The organism is Neobacillus sp. BF23-41 (assembly GCF_041106275.1).
Window position 1 is genome coordinate 525,358 of the sequence record NZ_JBGBPR010000002.1, and the last position, 19,440, is coordinate 544,797.

The following is a 19,440-nucleotide window of genomic DNA, read 5'->3' on the forward strand; positions in this document are numbered from 1 at the left end:
CTATTTTTCTACTTTAGCAATGATCGGTCAATCTTTACTGTTTCCAAGGCTAGGTCAAAATTTTCATAAATGGCGTTTCCGACCACAATGACATCAGCATGCTTGGCCATTTCTGCGGCATGTTCAATGGTTGATATTCCTCCACCATAAAAAAGGATGGTATTTTCAAGCGACTTTTTTACGTTCACAACCAGTTCAATATCACCATATTTACCGCTATATTCTACATAAAATATCGGCAGCTGAAACATTTTTTCAGCCATTACCGCGTAAGCAATTACCTCTTCATTGGTTATGTTTGTTTTCGCATTTGTCAGTTTCGCAGCTTTGCAGTCCTCGTTTAAAATGCAATAGCCTTCCATGACAATTTCTTCCCAATCCATGATTTCACCAAATTCCTTAACCGCTTGATGGTGAAGTCCCGTAATCCATTTGGTATCGCTGCTATTTAAAATGGTTGGAATAAAATAAAGGTCGAATCCTGGTGTAACCGTCTCAATCGTTGATACTTCAAGGACACATGGGACCGAAAACCTGCGAATTCTTGCCATCAAATCGAGGACATTTTCTAATGTAATCCCATCTGTCCCACCTACGATAATGGCATCGGTTCCTGATTCACAGATTTTTTCTAAACGGTCTTCCGCTATTTCTTTATTTGGGTCGAGTTTAAACACATGCCGCCACTCGCGAAAATCATACATCAAAAAGATCCTCCCATATCATTAATTCCATTTCACCATTATAGCACTAGCCGATTCGATAAAAAAAGAAAACACTAAATCTAAATATAGAAATCATAACCATTTTTAAAGTGAAAAAGAAAAACCGAAGAACAATTTCTCCGGTTTGTTTATTCTTGTTCAGTTGCAGTCGTTTCGCCCTTAACTCGTTCAAGGACCATTTCATACGTATCGTTTCCATAGTTCAAGCAGCGTTTCACCCGTGAAATAGTGGCTGTGCTCGCTCCGGTTTCCGTTTCAATTTTGTGATACGTATTCCCTTCGCGTAGCATTCTTGCTACATCAAGACGCTGTGCTAATGACTGAATTTCATTAATTGTGCATAAATCGTCAAAAAAGCGATAGCACTCTTCAAGATCATTTAAGGATAGAACGGCTTGAAACAATTGATCAAGCTCCTTACCCCGTAATTTATTAATTTGCATATTGTTTACCCCTTTAAAATGTCTATTTAGTTTACATCAAACGTGGCAATATTCTGAAGACCAGGTTTGGTTGGAATAACATTGACCCATGTTTTTCCTTGTACGAGTGGAACCTCTTCACCATTTTTGATTGGAACAATTTCACCGTTCTTATTCATCCACTCCACTTGGTTGACCTTACCCTTTTGAAGCAAATAGGCTTTTCCGCCAGACTTAAAATCGATATCTCGGCGCCCATAGGAATCGATAAACTGATGCTCAGCTTCGATAATAAAAATATTATCCAACAAAACAGGCTCTTTTGTATCTAAATCAATGGTTTGCTCGTTGCCTGAAAAACGAATATATTTACCGATCGTATCGTCAAATTTAAAGACTGAATTGGAAATTCCACTCTTAGAATAAGTAATCTTAACAGATTTAGCATCCTTACCCGTAATATTTTTACTTTCTTCTTCTGTGAAAAATTTAAATGGTGCGGGACTTTTTCCCATTGAGTATTTCTTCTGCTTAGCACCTTTTAAAATGTTTTCATACGTAATATAGGAGTTATGGGGTGCTTTTCGGGTTTTAGAGCGTTTAAATAGTGTACCATCATAGACCATCCCATTTAAATTATCAATATAGTTACCATTTAGGAGTTTCTTTGCTTCCGGGCTATAGCCATGGGCAATGTAAAGGGCATTAAGTCCTTTTGCCAAGTAAATATAATAGTCCCTTGCACTCCTTACCGGACCAATATTTGCCGGCTTTTCACTTTGAAATACTGCCAGGAAGCGAGTGATATCACCCTCTGCTAGAATTTCATAGACGATATCTGCCTTGTTCAGGCCCGATTGGGGTCTTGCTTTTGGGTGATTATTAATCATTACAGCTACCGCTCTTCCATCTGTGCTGGTTTCAGAGCCAATCCCTGTTAATGGATAAGAATACGGGTCAACTTGTTTCTCTTCTGGTTTATTCTCTGTTTGAGTTACAGGTTTTTCCCTCTTTACTGTTTCCTTAACCTTTTCCTTATCACTACACCCAGAAAGTAGTAACAGGAAAGCTATCACGAAAACAACCCATTTTTTCATCTTCATGAACACACCCCTATTTACTTTCAATAAAGAAAAACACTTTCACGCTTTAAAACTTTACTCACTTACAGTTTAACGCATTATTGACGGAAAGAGTACTGTTTTATTCATTACATCGTACATTCCCTGTGGAGTAATCCGAATGTAAGGCAAATGTGTTGCAGAAAAGAAGGCAAGACTGTATATAGGATCTGAAAATGAATATCCTCGTTCTCTTAACTCGGTAAGCAGCTTTTTTTCTTGACTGATTAATTCTTCGATTGGAAGGTTTGACATGATTCCACCTAAAGTTAATGGCATCTCGCACACGACCTGATTGTCCTCAACCATCACAATGCCGCCGCCTAATTCTTTCATTCTATTAAAAGCCTGGAGCATATCTTGTTTATTTTTTCCTATTAAAATAATATCTCCGGTACTTGAATACGAACTGGCCAATGCTGATAATGTAGTCGCAAATCCCTTTAATAACGTATTAATTCTCCATTTCCCATTGCGGTCAATCAATGTAAAAAAGCATTCATCATGATGTGATGGCAGTTCATCTCCTGAAGCATCAATAGAAATGGAATATGGCTTGGTGATGACGGCATTTTCCATCTTGATCCCAAACGGCATGGAAAACTGCATATCATCTACTGACAAATTCCAATCCAACTCCATCGGCTTTAGTCCATATTCGTCCCAAGTAATTGGAGGGTAGGCATCGGCCACTTGCTGTCCATCCCGTTTGACCCATTTTCCTTTCGCTAAAACGGAAACAGGTGTTGGATTTTCAATACTGGATAAGAAGTTTATATTGGCTACCCGGCCAGTTGCAATATTACCATGGAGATGATCAATATTGTAATAGCGGGCAATGTTTACTGTTGCCATATTATAAGCATCAATAGTTGGAACACCTTTTTCAATGGCAATGCGAATCATCGCATCAGTGACTCCTTGCTCGTAAAAGGTTGAGGATGAGCCATCAGTATTAAATATTAATCTATCATATGCCTCTATGCCTAGTCGCTTCATATCATCCAATATGTTTGGCAAATCAGGTCGAATTGATGAATACCTTAAAGACACCATATACCCTTGCATTAATCGGTCATATACTTCTTCACCTGTCATCGCTTCATGGTCAGAGTCCGCACCAAGCAGCATCATTTTTGCCAATGTTTTTTCTGAAGCTCCTGGGAAGTGGCCTTCAATTTGCTTGCGCATCCGTTTTGCTTCTTGAATCCAATGGAGCATCATATCATCGCCATCAAGCAGTTTGGGCCATCCTGTCAATTCCCCGCCCTGAAGAACTGCATCGTGCTCAAGCCATGATTTAACATTACTATGTGAAAAAATTTCTTCTTCATGCAGAATTTCTGTTTGAGAATCAAAACGGCTCCACCAAAACATTGTTGTTGGAATCGAGCGAAGATCCTTTAATAATGTAAACGCTTCCCTTTTTTCCAAATGTAAAAGAAGGGCCATATTGTCATTTATTAATGTCGTTGTCCCGAACTGGGATGCATACGCAGCCAGTGTTTGGGGATTATATAATTGAAACGGATGGGCATGTGGTTCAATGTATCCCGGAACAAGAATCTCATTGGTGCAATCAATGATTTCACAGTTATCAAGATGTGTTGGCAAGTTCTCACCCACATAAACAATCCGGTCTTCACAAATCCAAATATTTGCTCTTAACCACTTTTGAAACGTCTGATTTAAATACAAGGCGTTTTTCAATAAAATGGTTGGAGACGTTTTTCCATCCAAAACGGATACATGCATGCGTAAGTGTTTATTTTTCCAGCGGTAGCGTTGCTCTAGCATACGTCTTCCCTCCCCTTTTTAAAAAAACTATCTATACAATAATAAGTTGATTTAACAACAAAGAAAGCCCTTACAAAAAATTCTTTAGATACAATATTATCATATTTTACTGTTTAACGCATTAAAGAATTGATAATATTTGTAAACAATTTGTGAAGGAGTGAACAAAATGAATGTTAAACCAAATATTAGTATCTTAAATGCATTAATTCGGATTACGATTGGCTTAACGATTCTTTCCTGGACTACCTCTAAACTGGTTAAACACCCTTGGAGAGATTCTTATTTGTTTGTTGCCTTGTGTGGGGCAATGAAGGTAGCAGAGGGAATTGTCCGCTATTGTCCGCTTACTGCTTTATTTGAAAAATGTCAGTGCATGATCGAGGATCACGATCGGGCGATGGATTCAATGGATGGAATGGAAGGGCTTAATGGGGATGGGGATCAATTGGTACCCTACAATCCAACTTAAATCGGGAATTGTAGAATCAATCGAATCTCATTTTTTTTAAGCTAAAAAAGAGCTGACCCTAAAGCGGTCAGCCCTTGATTGGAGTTGATTGTTTATGTTTTGGGAGTATCTAACGGATATGTCGTTTGTTCTAACTGCCATTATCGGCAGCATTGTCGCACTTCTTTATGTGTTTATTCGTCGAACTGGAAAGAGGCGAGCCCGTTAGCGCGTAGCAGGTTGGATCGCTTTTGCACCGATATCTTTTCGATAAAACACACCATCACATGTTAACTTTTCCAGTTCACGATACACTTTTTCTTGCGCTTCTACTATACTTTCGGCTTTGGCTCCTACAAGAAGGACCCTGCCTCCAGCAGTAACAAACTCACCTGCATCATTTTTCACTGTTCCCGCATGAAAAGTGAAAACCTCTTGATCATTTAAGTCTGCTAACCCTGTTAACACTGCACCCTTTTCATATGCCTCAGGGTACCCTTTCGCAGCCACTACAGCACCGATCATAGCCTGTTCATCCCATTCAAGGGTAGGACATCCTCCATTTAAGAGCTCCAACACGACTTGAACTAAATCCGATTTCAATCTAGGCAGCACTACTTGTGTCTCTGGATCACCAAAACGGGCATTAAATTCAATCACCTTTGGACCATCAGGTGTTTTTATCAAACCCGCATATAACACGCCGCAAAAACTTCTGCCTTCTTGTACCATTGCTTTTGCCGCCGGAATAAGGACAGTATCAACAGCCGTTTGAACGGTCTCTGCACCGATCTGAGGAACAGGTGAGTAAGCACCCATTCCGCCTGTATTTGGACCAAGGTCACCATCATAGGCGCGTTTATGATCTTGAGCGATTTCTAATGGTACGACGACCTCACCATTCACCAATGCCATTAACGAAAATTCCTCACCCGCTAAAAACTCTTCAATGACTACACGAGATGACGCTGCACCGAATTTTGCATCAATAAGCATTTCTTCCACGCTAGCGAGGGCCTCTTCTTTCGTGAGCGCTACGGTGACACCTTTTCCTGCTGCTAATCCGTCCGCTTTAATGACAATCGGCGCACCTTTTTCCTCAATATAGTTACGGGCATCCTCATATTTAGTGAAAACAGCATAATCAGCCGTAGGAATTTGATATTTCTTCATTAATTCCTTTGCGAATGACTTGCTTCCTTCGATCTCGGCTGCCGCTTGGCGCGGACCGAATACCGCCAAACCAGCAGCTTCAAATTTGTCAGCAAGTCCCTCTAGCAATGGTACCTCTGGACCAATAATTGTTAAGCCCACTCCATTGTCCTTAGCGAACTGAAGGAGCTGTTCATGTTCGGACTCTGCAATCGAGACAAGTTCCGCTACATCTGCCATTCCGGGATTACCAGGAGCAACAAATACTTTTTCTAATCCTGCGCTTTCACTTACTTTTCGGCAAATTGCATGTTCTCTACCACCACGGCCGATAATCAGTACGTTCATCGAATGCCCTCCATCGGTTTAATGTTTGAAATGTCTAACTCCTGTAAACACCATTGCAATTCCATATTCATCAGCCTTTTTAATCGAGTCCTCATCACGGATGGATCCGCCTGGCTGAATAATTGCGGTAATTCCGGCTTTCGCCGCTGCTTCAACGGTATCGTCCATTGGGAAAAAGGCGTCTGATGCAAGAGCCGCTCCCTCAGCCTTTGTACCAGCTTGCTTCAGCGCAATTTCAGCTGCACCTACTCGGTTCATCTGCCCAGCACCAATACCAATTGTCATATCCTCATTAGTAACCACAATCGCATTTGATTTCACATGCTTGACAACTTTCCAGCCAAGCTTTAATGCTTCCCATTCTGCATCTGTCGGTTGTCTTTTCGTGGCAACCGTGACGTTCGCATCTTCTAATGTATAACGGTCTTGCTCCTGAACTAACAATCCGCCTTCAATCGTTGTCATTTTTAACTCTGGTTTTTTAACATCATTAAATGGAATGGTTAACAGGCGAAGATTCTTTTTCCCAGTTAAAATTGCTAATGCTTCCTCTGAGAAGGAAGGTGCAATGATAATCTCTAAGAAAATTTCATGAAGTTTGCTTGCTGTTTGGGCATCTACTTCACGGTTAAAAGCAATGATTCCGCCAAAAATGGACACAGGATCGGCCGCAAATGCTTTTGTGAACGCATCATAACCTGTTTCACCTGTTCCAACACCGCATGGATTCATATGCTTTACGGCTACAGCCGCTGGTCCTGCAAACTCTTTAACAATCTGCAGGGCTGCATCCGCATCGTTGATATTGTTATAAGATAGCTCTTTTCCATGAAGCTGGACGGCATTAGCTATCGAGAATGTCGAACCAAGTGGCTTTTTATAAAAAGCTGCTTGTTGGTGTGGATTTTCCCCATAACGAAGAGACTGCTTTAATTCATATGTTACTGTTAATGTCTCTGGGTTATTTTCTTCAGCCAAATGGGTCATATACTCCGCAATTAAGGCATCATAGGCTGCCGTGTGGCGGAACACCTTTGCTGCAAGCTTTCTTCTTGTTTCAAACTTCGTTTCACCATCTGCTTTTAATTCAGCAATTACGGTCTCATAGTCAGTTGGATCAACCACAACAGTGACATATTGATGGTTTTTGGCAGAAGCACGAAGCATCGTTGGACCGCCGATATCAATATTTTCAATCGCATCGGCAACTGTAACATCTGGTTTTTCGATTGTTTGCTGAAAAGGATAAAGATTGACGCAAACCAGTTGAATTGCTTGTATTCCATGCTCGTCTAGCTGTTGTTGATGCTTTACATCATCCTGTTTTGCAAGCAAGCCGCCATGGATCAATGGATTTAATGTTTTCACACGACCTTCTAAAATTTCTGGAAAATTAGTTACATCACTAACGCTAAGAACAGGTATACCCTGCTCTTGAAGAGCCTTTTTCGTGCCTCCTGTGGAAATAAGTTCATATCCTAGGCTGACTAATTCCCTTGCAAATTCAGTTATTCCATTTTTGTCAGAAACACTAATTAGCGCGCGCTTTTGTGTCATTGATTACATCTCCTTGTGTCAATAGCATTTGCAGTACGGATGGATAAAGTTTATGTTCGCTTTTCTGGATTTTCTGCTGTAGGCTTTCTCTTGTCTCATTTTCGTCGAGTCGAACCCGCTCCTGAATAATGATTGGGCCCGTATCCATTCCCTCATCAACAAAATGGATGGTGACACCGCTCCACTTCGCTTGAGCAGCCAACGCCTGCCCAATCGCATCTTTGCCAGGAAAAGCTGGAAGGAGTGACGGGTGGATATTGACGATTCTTCCTTTATACTCAGCTAACAATTTCGAACCAATCAAGCGCATGTACCCGGCAAGGACAATGAATTCTACACCCGAGGTCTTTAATTGAGCTAAAATTTCTTCCTCATAATGTTCCTTACTAGTATAGTCCTTTGCGGTAAAAACAAAACTCGGGATCTTTGCTGCTCTTGCTCTTTCAATCGCAAAAGCACCCGGTTTGTCGCAAACTAAAAGAGAAATATTTGCATCAAGTTGGCCTGCTTGAACTACATCAATAATGGCCTGAAAATTACTTCCGCTCCCTGATGCAAATACAGCTATCTTTTTCATAGGCGGCCACCTTGAGCCTTGATGTTAATTCCTTCATTCCCAGTTACCACACCAATTTCATAAGCGGTCTCTCCAGATTGGTTAAAATGTTCTAACAGGTCAGCTGCATTTTCCGGATCCACAGCAATCACCATGCCGATCCCCATGTTAAAAATATTATACATCTCTTGGTAATCAATTTGTCCATGAGAAGATAGTAGTTTAAAAACAGGTGGGATATCCCAGCTTTTTTCATACAACTCTGCACCTAGACCCGCTGGCAGCATGCGCGGAATATTTTCAATAAATCCGCCGCCTGTTATATGAGCCATCCCTTTTAATTGGAACTTTTTCAACGCGGACAAAATCGGTTTCACATAAATTTTTGTAGGCTTGAGCAACTCTTCTCCTAATGTACACCCGAGTTCATCAACAAAATCAAGTAACGACCAGTCATTAAATACTTTTCTTACAAGTGAATAACCATTGCTATGAATACCGCTCGATGCTAAGCCAATCAGCACATCACCCGCTTGAATCGTTTCGCCCGTGATGAGCTGCGATTTTTCACAGGCACCAACCGTAAATCCGGCTAAATCATACTCCGTTTCACTATACAATCCAGGCATTTCAGCTGTTTCTCCGCCAACTAGCGCACAGCCAGCCTGCTCACAACCGTCGGCAATTCCTTTGACAATTGCCTCAATTTTTTCAGGATCCGCTTTTCCACACGCAATGTAATCTAAAAAGAACAAGGGCTCTGCACCCTGTACAACAATATCATTAACACACATCGCGACTGCATCGATTCCAATCGTATCATGCTTATCCATCCAAAAGGCAATCATCAGTTTCGTGCCCACCCCATCGGTGCCTGACACCAAAACTGGTTCTTTTAATTGTAGTGCTGATAAATCAAACATGCCGCCAAATCCACCCAAACCGCCAAGGACGCCAGCCCGTGCTGTTTTTTGAACATGCTTTTTCATTCTCTCTACTGCTTCATAGCCTGCTTCAATATTAACTCCTGCTTGCTTATATGCATTTGCCACGCTGCTCGCCCCTTTCTACTTTTGGTAATAATATTGGAGTGTGTCAGGATAAATTTCGGTTGGGTAATTTCCGTTAAAACAGCCAAGGCAATAACCGCTTGTGCCGTCCCCATCTTTTCTACCAATCGCTTCGATCATTCCCTCCACGCTAATAAACGTTAGCGTGTCCGCACCAATCAGTTCTCTCATTTCTTCGATCGATTTATCAGAGGCAATCAATTCTTCTTTTGTCGAGGTATCAATTCCATAGAAGCACGGGTTTTTAATCGGTGGAGACGTAATCACCACGTGAACCTCAGTTGCTCCTGCCTCTTTTAGCATCGTGACAATCCGCCTGCTTGTTGTTCCTCGAACAATCGAATCGTCCACCATCACGACTCGCTTTCCTTCTACTACGCCACGTACAGGGGAAAGCTTCATTTTTACCCCTTGCTCTCGTAACGATTGAGAAGGCTGGATGAACGTCCTTCCGACATAGCGGTTTTTGACTAATCCCATTTCATAGGGAATTCCCGTTGCTTCGGCATAACCAATCGCAGCTGAAATACTAGAATCCGGTACACCTGTGACGACATCCGCCTCAAACGGGGCTTCTACTGCCATTCTTTTCCCGAGGTTTTTACGGGCGGTATGAACGTTGATTCCTTGAATGTTACTGTCCGGTCTTGAAAAATAAATATATTCCATCGTACAAATAGCTTTTGTTGTACTTACAGCGAATTGTTCAGAAGTTATCCCGTTATCATTGATAATTAATAGTTCCCCCGGGCGAATATCGCGAATATATTCCGCACCCACCACATCAAAAGCACAGGTTTCTGATGCAACAACATAGGCATCACCAAGGCATCCAAGCGAAAGAGGTCTTAAGCCGTGCGGATCAAGAGCCACCATTAATTCGTTTTCTGTCATGATAAGGTAGGCATACGCCCCTTTTAACATCGAGAGCGCGTTTTTGGCACGGTCCCTTGAATCAGAATAACCGCTTCTTTTCATAAGGTGAGCTAATACCTCGGTATCAGAGCTGGTTTGAAAAATACTCCCTTGAGCCTCAAGCTGATGTTTTAATGAGTTCACATTAACTAGGTTTCCATTATGTGCAAGCGCAAGACTTCCTGTTTGTGAGTGAAACAAGAGCGGCTGAACATTTTCGTACCCGCCGCCGCCTGCTGTTGCATACCGAACGTGTCCAATCGCTGCAGTACCTGTCAATTCCTTCATGGCACTGGCCGTAAAGATTTCGGACACGAGCCCTTCACCCTTTACGCCTTTTAACTTACTTCCATCAGATACAACAATGCCTGTTCCTTCCTGGCCGCGATGCTGCAGGCTGTGAAGTCCGTAATAAGTAAGCTGTGCTGCGTCAACATGTCCCCAAACCCCAAAAATTCCACACTCTTCATTTAATCCCTTGATTTCAGGTAACATGGGATCGCCCCTTTCCAGGCATCTTTTAATTCTTCAATTGAAGCTTCAAGTACGGTTGACTCACCCATTGTGATTTGCAATTTAGCTGTATCATTCACTAAACCGATTTGTACTGCGTCTACTAAACTTTCAAATTCAAGCTTATCTTCTTCTTTTACCGACAATAGGAAACGAGATTGTGTTTCACTGAATAAGGCAGAAACTAGGTTTCCCGCTATTTCTACTTCCGCTCCAAGCTTTTCATTCGCAAAAAGACATTCAGCTAACCCAACGGCTAAACCGCCTTCTGATAGGTCATGAGCTGATTGAACCAATCCTGCACGAATCGCAGCTAGGACCTGATTTTGTCTTTCTTTTTCAATCGTTATATTTAATTCAGGGGCTTTACCGAACACCTTTCCGTTCAGAAGCTTTTGCAGTTCACTGCCGCCGAATTCATCCTTTGTCTCCCCGACTAAATAAATAAGGTTGCCGCTATTTTTAAAGTGCTGTGTCGTAATATGATCAATATCGGTTACTAAACCAACCATCCCGACGACTGGTGTTGGATAGATCGCTGTTCCACTTGTTTCGTTATATAAAGAGACGTTTCCACCAATTACCGGTGTCTCAAGAACACGGCAGGCTTCGCTCATGCCATCCGCAGCTTTTTCAATCTGCCAGAACACTTCTGGTTTTTCCGGGTTTCCGAAATTTAGGTTGTCTGTAATCGCTAATGGTTCCGCACCAGAACAAACAATATTGCGGGCTGCTTCTGCCACGGCGATCTTCCCACCCATTTCTGGATCTAAATAGACATAGCGAGAATTACAATCCGTTGTCATCGCTAATGCTTTCCTTGTTCCACGAATTCTAACAACGGCAGCATCTGATCCTGGGGAAACGACTGTATTGGTACGCACCATGTAATCGTACTGCTCATACACCCATTCCTTACTTGCAACAGTTGGCTGACGTAAAATTTGTAAAAGCGTTTCTTTCATATCATCTACCTGTGGAATTTCGTTCTCCATCGCTTGGAATTCCTTAAAATAGCTTGGTTCTTTTGACGGTTTTTGGTAAACCGGTGCATCTTCCGCTAACGCATCAGCTGGAACGTCCGCAACGATTTCCCCGTTATGAATGAGACGAAGCTGTTTATCGCTTGTGACTGTCCCGATACCAACTGCTTCAAGTCCATATTTTTCAAAAAGCTCGACGATTTCTTGTTCTCTACCTTTTTTCACGACGATGAGCATCCGTTCTTGGGATTCAGACAGCATCATTTCGTAAGCAGACATCCCTGTTTCCCGCTGTGGAACTAAGTCTAAATTCATTTCAATTCCCATTCCTGCTTTACTGGCCATTTCCGCAGATGAGCTGACAAGTCCCGCTGCACCCATGTCCTGAATGCCAACAAGTGCATCAAAATGAATTAATTCTAAACAGGCTTCAAGCAGTAATTTTTCCATAAATGGGTCGCCTACTTGAACTGCAGGACGATCCTCATTTGATTGTTCCGTTAATTCCTCGGAAGCAAAGGTTGCACCATGAATTCCGTCTCGGCCAGTTTTAGCCCCAACATACATGACAGTATTGCCTTCACCATGCGCTTGCCCTTTTTTGATGTCCTTATGGTCAATTAGTCCAACACACATGGCATTGACCAACGGATTTCCTTCATAGCAAGGGTCGAATTGGATTTCGCCGCCAACTGTTGGAATTCCAATACAGTTGCCATAGCCAGCAATCCCTGCGACGACCTCTTTAAATAAATAGCGTACCCGGGCGGAGTCCAGTTCACCAAAACGAAGCGAGTTTAACATAGCGATTGGTCTTGCTCCCATCGAGAACACATCGCGGATAATACCGCCTACGCCGGTTGCCGCTCCTTGATATGGTTCAATAGCTGATGGGTGATTATGACTTTCTATTTTAAAAACAACAGCCTGTTCATCGCCGATATCGACAATACCCGCACCTTCACCAGGTCCTTGTAAAACTCGTTCCCCTGTAATCGGGAACTTTCTTAGAATCGGCTTTGAATTTTTGTAGCTGCAATGTTCCGACCACATGACGGAAAAAAGGCCAGTTTCGGTATAATTCGGTGTACGTCCAAGAATGTTTTCAACCATTGCAAATTCTTCGTCGGACAAACCCATTTGCTGATATATTTTTTCTGCTTTGATCTGGTTAGGATTTGGTTCAAGCGTTGACAACATATGCTTCCCTCCAAGTTTTCACAATCGATTGGAACATTTTCAGTCCATCGGCGCCGCCTAATAGTTCATCTACTGCTCTTTCCGGGTGAGGCATCATCCCAAGAACGTTTCCTTTTTCATTGGTAATTCCAGCGATATCAGCAAGACTACCGTTCGGATTTTGATTATAGGTAAAAACAATTTGATTATTTTCTTTCAGCTTCGCAAGTGTTTCCTCGTCACAATAGTAATTTCCTTCACCGTGCGCAACAGGGACAACGATTGATTCCCCTTTGCTGTATTCAGAGGTAAACATTGTCTGATTGTTTTCGACTTTTAACTCAACAGGCTTACAAATAAATGAGAGGCTTTCGTTTCGTCTCATAGCGCCTGGAAGTAACCCTGCTTCGAGCAGAATTTGAAATCCGTTACATACTCCAAGAACCGGCTTTCCTGCTTCTGCTGCTTTGATAACTTCCTTCATGACATTACTGAACCTAGCGATAGCTCCAGTGCGCAAATAGTCCCCATATGAAAAGCCGCCTGGAAGCAGAATTCCATCAAATTCTTCTAAGCTTTCAGAATCATGCCAAACATATTCCACTTGCTCTCCAAGTTCATCTTGAATGGCATGGAACATATCAACGTCACAATTTGATCCTGGGAAGACAATCACCGCAAATTTCACAGAGTAACACACTCCTCTACTTCGTATCGGTAATCTTCAATGACCGGATTTGCTAAAAGGTTGGTACAGATTTCATTGATCACTTCATTAATATCCCGCTCTGATTTTTCAATCGTTAACTCCATATATTTACCGATTCGGACATCGGCTACTTCCTTATAATTTAGAGAATGTAAAGAGTTGGTTACTGCTTTCCCTTGTGGGTCTAAAACACTTTCTCTTAACGTGACAAATACCTTTACTTTATACATGCTGACGTCCTCCCAATCTCGCTAAAATATTTTCGTATGCATCTGTTAAACTTCCTAAATCACGGCGGAATACATCCTTATCGAGCTTTTCATTGGTTTCTTTATCCCATAGCCTGCAGGTGTCGGGCGAAATTTCATCGGCAAGCAATATTTGACCGTCCTTGTCTTTTCCAAACTCTAGTTTAAAATCGATGAGACGTATGCCAAGTTCATTGAAGAAGCTTGATAAAACTGTATTAATTTGAAGTGCTTTTTCTCGTAAAATTGCTGCATCCTCTTCAGTTGCAACTTGCAGTTCAAGGATGTGATCTAATGTTACAAGCGGATCTCCAAGTTCATCGTTTTTCAGGTAAAACTCAACAATCGGCGTTGATAACTCGCGGCCCTCTTCGATTCCCAATCTATTTGCAAGGCTTCCTGCCGCAATATTTCGAACAACTACTTCAAGCGGAATAATGGTTACTTTTTTCACCAATTGTTCTATTTCAGATATACGCTCGATAAAGTGGGATTCAATTCCCTGTTCTTTAAGTTTTAAAAATAATAAACTAGTAATCTCGTTATTTAAACGGCCTTTTCCTGTGATGTCAGCCTTCTTTTGTCCGTTATAGGCAGTTGCTGAATCCTTATACTCAACCAAAACAATCTGTTCGTCGTCAGTTGCATAAATTCGTTTCGCTTTTCCTTCGTATAAAGGTTTTTTCATTGTAGAAACGCCTCCTGTTTTGCAATATTGGGAATCTTCTTACTAGGCGAGGGGCATGAGTGCCCCAGTTCTCGCCTTTTTTATGTTTTAGTCACATGTCTCTTTACTCATTCAACCCTAAGCGGTCAAAAATTGTATCTACATGTTGCAGATGATAGCTATAATCAAAACAATCGGCAATTTCAGCACTGGATAGCAGCGAAGTAATTTTATCCTCTGCTTCAATTAAGCTGCGGAAAGGAACTTGTTTCTCCCAGGCTTCCATCGCCTTTGGCTGTACTGTGTCATAAGCTTCTTCGCGTGATAGCCCCTTATCAATCAGTGCAAGCAGTACACGTTGGGAATAAATCAACCCTAGGGTACGATCCATGTTGCGCTTCATATTCTCCGGATAAACGGTTAGGTTCTTCACAATGTTACCAAAGCGGTTCAACATATAATTCAAAGCAATCGTGGCATCCGGCAAAATGATCCGTTCCGCTGATGAATGAGAGATATCACGTTCATGCCAAAGCGGTACATTTTCGTAAGCCGTCATCATATAGCCGCGAATCACGCGGGCCAAACCAGTCATATTTTCTGAACCAATTGGATTTCGTTTATGAGGCATTGCCGAAGATCCCTTTTGTCCCTTTGCAAAAAACTCTTCCACTTCACGAGTTTCACTCTTTTGCAGCCCGCGAACCTCAACAGCGAATTTCTCAATAGAAGTTGCAATCAAAGCAAGCGTCGACATGTAGTGGGCATGGCGGTCGCGCTGCAAGGTTTGCGTCGAAATCGGCGCCCGTTGCAACCCTAATTTTTCACAAACATACTGTTCTACAAACGGATTAATATTCGCGTATGTCCCCACCGCACCTGAAATCTTTCCGAACTCGATACCCTCTGCCGCTTGTCTAAAGCGCTCCAGGTTCCGTTTCATTTCTTCATACCAAAGTGCAAGCTTTAAACCAAATGTGGTCGGCTCCGCATGAACTCCGTGCGTCCGTCCCATCATTACCGTTAATTTATGTTCCTTGGCTTTATTTTTTAGTATCTCAACAAAGTTTTCTAAGTCTTTTTGTAAAATCGCATTGGCCTGCTTTAATAAATAAGAAAGGGCCGTATCAACCACATCTGTTGACGTTAGGCCGTAATGGACCCATTTCCGCTCTTCCCCTAATGTTTCGGAAACAGCGCGGGTGAATGCAACCACGTCGTGCCGTGTTTCCTCTTCAATCTCTTTAATGCGGTCAATATTAAAAGAGGCATTTTCACGAAGTTTCTTAACATCTTCCTTTGGAATATCCCCAAGTTCCGCCCATGCCTCACAAGCAAGTATTTCTACCTCAAGCCAAGCATTAAAGCGGTTTTCCTCCGTCCAAATAGCTCCCATTTCCGGTCTAGTATAACGATCAATCATGTTTTATCCCCCGATCTTTTCTTTTGTTTTTTTCCAGATGCTGCTTTCATTAATTTCTGCAAGAGCCGCTTCGACACTCTCTCGCAAAATCGTCACATGGCCCATTTTCCGTTTGATTTTTGCTTCCTTTTTTCCATATAAATGAATCTTCCAGTCATTCACAGTCGGAATTTCCTCATAAAGGTTTTCAAGATGCTCTCCTAATAGGTTGACCATAACTGCCGGTTTTAATAGCCCCGTATTTCCTAGCGGCCAATTACAGATTGCACGGATATGCTGCTCGAACTGTGACGTTTCACAAGCTTCAATTGTGAAATGGCCAGAATTATGCGGCCGTGGCGCCAGTTCATTTATATAAATGGTTCCATCACTAGTCAAAAACATTTCGACAGCAAGCGTCCCGACTAATTGTAACGAATCGGCCAGCTTCTTTGCCAGTTGAATAGCTTCTCTTTGTAAAACTTGTGAAATTCGTGCAGGAACAATCGTCGTATCTAAAATATTTTCTTCATGAATGTTTTCAGCGACTGGAAAAAATGTCGTTTCACCATCAAGCTTTCGTGTCACAATCACCGATATCTCTTTTTCGAAGGGAATCCATTTTTCAACTACACAGGCACCATGTTTTAGAAGGGGGTCCCCCTTCGATAAATCCTGAGGTTCCCTAATCACCAGCTGGCCTTTTCCGTCATAACCGCCTCTTGCCGTTTTCAGGACAGCCGGGTAACCGATGGTGTTAATTTTTAAAAATAAATCCTCCATGCTGTTAACTACTTCATATGGTGCAACATCTACCCCAGCTTGTTGGATGGCTGCTTTCTCCTTAATCCTGTCCTGCGTGACCGTTAACAGCCGCGGCCCTTGCGGCACATAAGCTTGATCACATAACCAGTCTAATGTATCCGCATCAATGTTTTCAAATTCATATGTGATGACATCACTAACTTCTGCTAATTTACCGATGGCTTTGCGATCATCATAAGCCCCAATGACTTCAATATCTGCGACTTGTCCGCACGGAGAATCTTCCGTCGGTTCTAATACCGCAATTCGAAAGCCTTGAGCCTTTGCCGCTAGCGCCATCATACGACCAAGTTGGCCGCCGCCGATAATTCCTATCGTTGCTCCTGGTAAAATCGTTTTGTTAGACAAGTTGATCACTACTTTCCAGTACCTCTTGTTTAGTTGCTTCTCTTCTTGCTTCTAATTTTCCAGCTAATTCAGCGTCTCCCGTTGCTAAAATTTGTGCAGCTAGTAAACCTGCATTTACTGCACCCGCTTTGCCAATCGCGACTGTTGCTACAGGTACACCACCCGGCATTTGGACGATAGACAACAAAGAATCCAATCCCTTTAATGCCTGTGTTTGTACGGGAACACCGATGACCGGCAAGATGGTTTGTGAAGCTACCATTCCGGGAAGGTGGGCCGCACCGCCGGCTCCGGCAATAATCACCTTTAAACCTCTATCTCTGGCTTCCTTTGCATATGTAAACATCAAATCAGGTGTCCGATGGGCTGATACCACTTTTTTTTCATAAGCAATTTCTAACTGGTCGAGAACCTCACAAGTATATTTCATTGATTCCCAATCCGATTTACTCCCCATGATAACTCCAACAAGAATGGACATCGCTAATCCTCCTTTTTTACCTAAATAAAAAGCCCGAACAAATAGCTTCTCATGAAAGAGAAAGCCATTTGTTCGGGCATAACAATAGAAAGGGGCCAGCCCTTAATCTACCGAACATATTGACTTTCCCTCATAGTCCAATAATTTACGGTTATTGGGTAGAAACTTATGGGCCATATCCCCATGGATATACGAGGGTAAAGATAAATTGTTTAATTCACTCCTATATATTACAATCAACTCAGGAAGGTGTCAACACATAAATCGAACGTTATTTTGAAATCGAACTATAATGTTCGTGTTTTACTCTGTTAATATGCCTTCAAAGATGATTTGGCGTGCTACAGGTTCATAAATAGTTTCGCTGCCTTTTTTGATTTCTTGAAAAATTGGCTTTTCCGTTCGGCGTACGGGCGTATATCCCAACTTTTTCATTCTATTCAAGCAGTCCTCAATACTTTCATTTTCCTGTACCTCAAATTGCATTTTCTTTTTACCCATTGACACTAATTACCTCTCTTTCCACCTTTAATGTCTCTCTCTAAGTAAGGCATTTTCTACCTCTCTTAATAACATAGTATCTTCTGCCAATTTTATTTCGTAATCAAACAGGGTTTGAGCAATAATCCTTCTTGCTCCTTTTGCCGCATCCCAGTAGTAGGCATCATCCACAAGACCCGTTACCGTGTATTCTATCCCTCGATAACCCGAATTGATTGTAGTCATCCCATATACTTTGAACGGCTCTATCGCACAATTGGAGTGGTCTAACTTTAAACATGGTTTGTGTACTTCATTCATTTTTTCACAGGCAATCTCAAGAATTTCAAATACCCTTTCAGGATTTTCTCGATAGCTTACCACTACTCTTTCAATCACCCTCATTTGATCGATATTAAAGTTGTGAATCTGTTTTACTTCTCCATTGCTTATCGTTAAAACCTTTCCACTCCATTCTCTAATCTTTAAGAACCTTAATCCTATATCCACAACCGTTCCATTAAAGGTATTATTTATTGTGATAAAATCGCCTTTATGCAGCTGCTTTTCATAAATTAAGAAAATACCTGAGAGAATATCTTTGATTAAGCTCTGCGCCCCAAACCCAACGATTACCCCGACAACCCCTGCCCCAGCAAGAATTCTTCCAAAATTACTTACATATTGGGATATCGCAAAAAAAATGAAACTAATCGTAACTGTGTATTTTGTTAAAGAGCGGATCATGCTTTCAATCGTTTGCTCTTTTCGTTCCTCAATGAAATGGGTTTTTAGAAAAAAATTATGAACCGTTTTATTTATGATTAAAACAATGGCCCTTGCAATAACAGCAGCTATTAGAATACTTATCAGTTTATAGTGATGCAGCAATTCCATCCAATCCATCATATCACCCACTTGTCTTCCAATCATACTTAGTGTTTGCAATGTTTGATGTTACAAACATTTGATGGAAAAAATATTTTTACGATAGACTTTTTTCCTGCTCACTTGTGAGATTTTGTCCTTCGAAACCCTCAGAGTGACCGTTCAGTCCTTTTTGCTTCGTGCACGGGCACTGTGAACTCCTCAGAGTGACCGTTCGGTCCTTTTTGCTTCGTGTGCGGGCACTGTGAGCTCCTCAGAGTGACCGTTCGGTTTTTTTTCTTTGTGTGCGGGCACTGTGAGCTCCTCAGAGTGACCGTTCGCCCCTTTTTTCTTCGTGTACGGGCACTGTGAACTCCTCAGAGTGACCGTTCAGTCCTTTTTTCTTTGTGTGCGGGCGCTGTGAGCCTTAAGATCGGACACTTATCACTTACTACCTAGTTTACAGCACCATAAATTCCTAATCACCTAAAAACAAATTATTTTCTCCACATAACAAAAAGACAACCATTACTGGTTGTCTTAGATTTGCCTGGCAACGTCCTACTCTCACAGGGACGCGTGTCCCAACTACCATCGGCGCTGAGAAGCTTAACTTCCGTGTTC

20 protein-coding genes, 1 rRNA gene and 1 riboswitch are annotated in these 19,440 nt (G+C 41.9%); of the genes, 2 read left to right on the forward strand and 19 right to left on the reverse strand.

Going from position 1 to position 19,440, the window contains the following annotated elements:
* Positions 1 to 8: 8 nt before the first annotated feature.
* From pcrB to AB7942_RS05605, 4 genes are all read right to left on the reverse strand, one after another.
* A complete protein-coding gene (gene pcrB / locus AB7942_RS05590; RefSeq protein ID WP_369446119.1) occupies positions 9 to 704 on the reverse strand; it encodes a heptaprenylglyceryl phosphate synthase in 696 nt (231 codons plus the stop codon).
* 149 nt (positions 705 to 853) lie between these two features.
* Positions 854 to 1,168 carry a YerC/YecD family TrpR-related protein gene (locus tag AB7942_RS05595; protein ID WP_088085151.1) on the reverse strand — a complete coding sequence of 105 codons (315 nt, stop codon included), beginning with the start codon at positions 1,166 to 1,168 and terminating at the stop codon, positions 854 to 856.
* Between the two features lie 26 nt (positions 1,169 to 1,194).
* Entirely contained in the window at positions 1,195 to 2,244 is a 1,050-nt protein-coding gene (locus AB7942_RS05600) for a DUF3048 domain-containing protein (RefSeq protein ID WP_438825704.1), read from the reverse strand.
* Between the two features lie 75 nt (positions 2,245 to 2,319).
* Entirely contained in the window at positions 2,320 to 4,065 is a 1,746-nt protein-coding gene (locus tag AB7942_RS05605; RefSeq protein ID WP_335397362.1) for an adenine deaminase C-terminal domain-containing protein, read from the reverse strand.
* 169 nt (positions 4,066 to 4,234) lie between these two features.
* Here AB7942_RS05605 and AB7942_RS05610 point away from each other — a divergent pair, with 169 nt between their 5' ends.
* On the forward strand, positions 4,235 to 4,537 hold the full coding sequence (locus AB7942_RS05610; RefSeq protein ID WP_098934674.1) for a YgaP family membrane protein: 303 nt from the start codon (positions 4,235 to 4,237) through the stop codon (positions 4,535 to 4,537).
* 94 nt (positions 4,538 to 4,631) lie between these two features.
* Positions 4,632 to 4,745, forward strand: a complete 114-nt coding sequence (locus AB7942_RS05615; protein ID WP_335397359.1) for an EYxxD motif small membrane protein — start codon at positions 4,632 to 4,634, stop codon at positions 4,743 to 4,745.
* Here AB7942_RS05615 and purD read toward each other — a convergent pair.
* From purD to rrf, 15 genes are all read right to left on the reverse strand, one after another.
* Entirely contained in the window at positions 4,742 to 6,016 is a 1,275-nt protein-coding gene (gene purD, locus AB7942_RS05620; protein ID WP_369446120.1) for a phosphoribosylamine--glycine ligase, read from the reverse strand. The genes AB7942_RS05615 and purD overlap by 4 nt on opposite strands.
* 18 nt (positions 6,017 to 6,034) lie before the next feature.
* Positions 6,035 to 7,573, reverse strand: a complete 1,539-nt coding sequence (gene purH, locus AB7942_RS05625) for a bifunctional phosphoribosylaminoimidazolecarboxamide formyltransferase/IMP cyclohydrolase (protein WP_369446121.1) — start codon at positions 7,571 to 7,573, stop codon at positions 6,035 to 6,037.
* Positions 7,548 to 8,150, reverse strand: a complete 603-nt coding sequence (gene purN / locus AB7942_RS05630; protein ID WP_369446122.1) for a phosphoribosylglycinamide formyltransferase — start codon at positions 8,148 to 8,150, stop codon at positions 7,548 to 7,550. The genes purH and purN overlap by 26 nt, the downstream gene beginning before the upstream one ends.
* On the reverse strand, positions 8,147 to 9,181 hold the full coding sequence (gene purM / locus AB7942_RS05635; RefSeq protein ID WP_335439833.1) for a phosphoribosylformylglycinamidine cyclo-ligase: 1,035 nt from the start codon (positions 9,179 to 9,181) through the stop codon (positions 8,147 to 8,149). The genes purN and purM overlap by 4 nt, the downstream gene beginning before the upstream one ends.
* A 15-nt stretch (positions 9,182 to 9,196) precedes the next feature.
* Positions 9,197 to 10,609 carry an amidophosphoribosyltransferase gene (gene purF, locus AB7942_RS05640; RefSeq protein WP_088085144.1) on the reverse strand — a complete coding sequence of 471 codons (1,413 nt, stop codon included), beginning with the start codon at positions 10,607 to 10,609 and terminating at the stop codon, positions 9,197 to 9,199.
* Entirely contained in the window at positions 10,585 to 12,810 is a 2,226-nt protein-coding gene (gene purL, locus AB7942_RS05645) for a phosphoribosylformylglycinamidine synthase subunit PurL (RefSeq protein WP_369446123.1), read from the reverse strand. The genes purF and purL overlap by 25 nt, the downstream gene beginning before the upstream one ends.
* Positions 12,794 to 13,477 (reverse strand): phosphoribosylformylglycinamidine synthase subunit PurQ, encoded by a 684-nt coding sequence (purQ, locus tag AB7942_RS05650; protein WP_088085142.1) that lies wholly within the window; start codon positions 13,475 to 13,477, stop codon positions 12,794 to 12,796. The genes purL and purQ overlap by 17 nt, the downstream gene beginning before the upstream one ends.
* Complete coding sequence (purS, locus tag AB7942_RS05655) at positions 13,474 to 13,728, reverse strand: phosphoribosylformylglycinamidine synthase subunit PurS (protein WP_098934680.1); 255 nt, start codon at positions 13,726 to 13,728, stop codon at positions 13,474 to 13,476. Before purS ends, purQ begins: the two co-directional genes overlap by 4 nt.
* A complete protein-coding gene (gene purC / locus AB7942_RS05660; RefSeq protein WP_098934681.1) occupies positions 13,721 to 14,434 on the reverse strand; it encodes a phosphoribosylaminoimidazolesuccinocarboxamide synthase in 714 nt (237 codons plus the stop codon). Before purC ends, purS begins: the two co-directional genes overlap by 8 nt.
* 103 nt (positions 14,435 to 14,537) lie before the next feature.
* Entirely contained in the window at positions 14,538 to 15,836 is a 1,299-nt protein-coding gene (gene purB, locus AB7942_RS05665; protein ID WP_088085139.1) for an adenylosuccinate lyase, read from the reverse strand.
* 3 nt (positions 15,837 to 15,839) lie between these two features.
* The gene (gene purK, locus AB7942_RS05670) at positions 15,840 to 16,988 is read right to left on the reverse strand and encodes a 5-(carboxyamino)imidazole ribonucleotide synthase (RefSeq protein ID WP_088090261.1); all 1,149 of its coding nucleotides are present in this window, start codon (positions 16,986 to 16,988) and stop codon (positions 15,840 to 15,842) included.
* Positions 16,981 to 17,469 carry a 5-(carboxyamino)imidazole ribonucleotide mutase gene (purE, locus tag AB7942_RS05675; RefSeq protein ID WP_088085138.1) on the reverse strand — a complete coding sequence of 163 codons (489 nt, stop codon included), beginning with the start codon at positions 17,467 to 17,469 and terminating at the stop codon, positions 16,981 to 16,983. The genes purK and purE overlap by 8 nt, the downstream gene beginning before the upstream one ends.
* Positions 17,470 to 17,582: 113 nt before the next feature.
* Positions 17,583 to 17,684: riboswitch (purine riboswitch) on the reverse strand.
* An 88-nt stretch (positions 17,685 to 17,772) separates the two neighbouring features.
* Positions 17,773 to 17,970 (reverse strand): NETI motif-containing protein, encoded by a 198-nt coding sequence (locus AB7942_RS05680; protein ID WP_179195689.1) that lies wholly within the window; start codon positions 17,968 to 17,970, stop codon positions 17,773 to 17,775.
* Positions 17,971 to 17,997: 27 nt separating this feature from the next.
* Positions 17,998 to 18,858, reverse strand: coding sequence for a mechanosensitive ion channel family protein (locus tag AB7942_RS05685; RefSeq protein ID WP_369446124.1), 861 nt, complete (start codon positions 18,856 to 18,858; stop codon positions 17,998 to 18,000).
* 506 nt (positions 18,859 to 19,364) lie between these two features.
* A 5S ribosomal RNA gene (gene rrf / locus AB7942_RS30520) occupies positions 19,365 to 19,440 on the reverse strand; the annotation flags it as partial.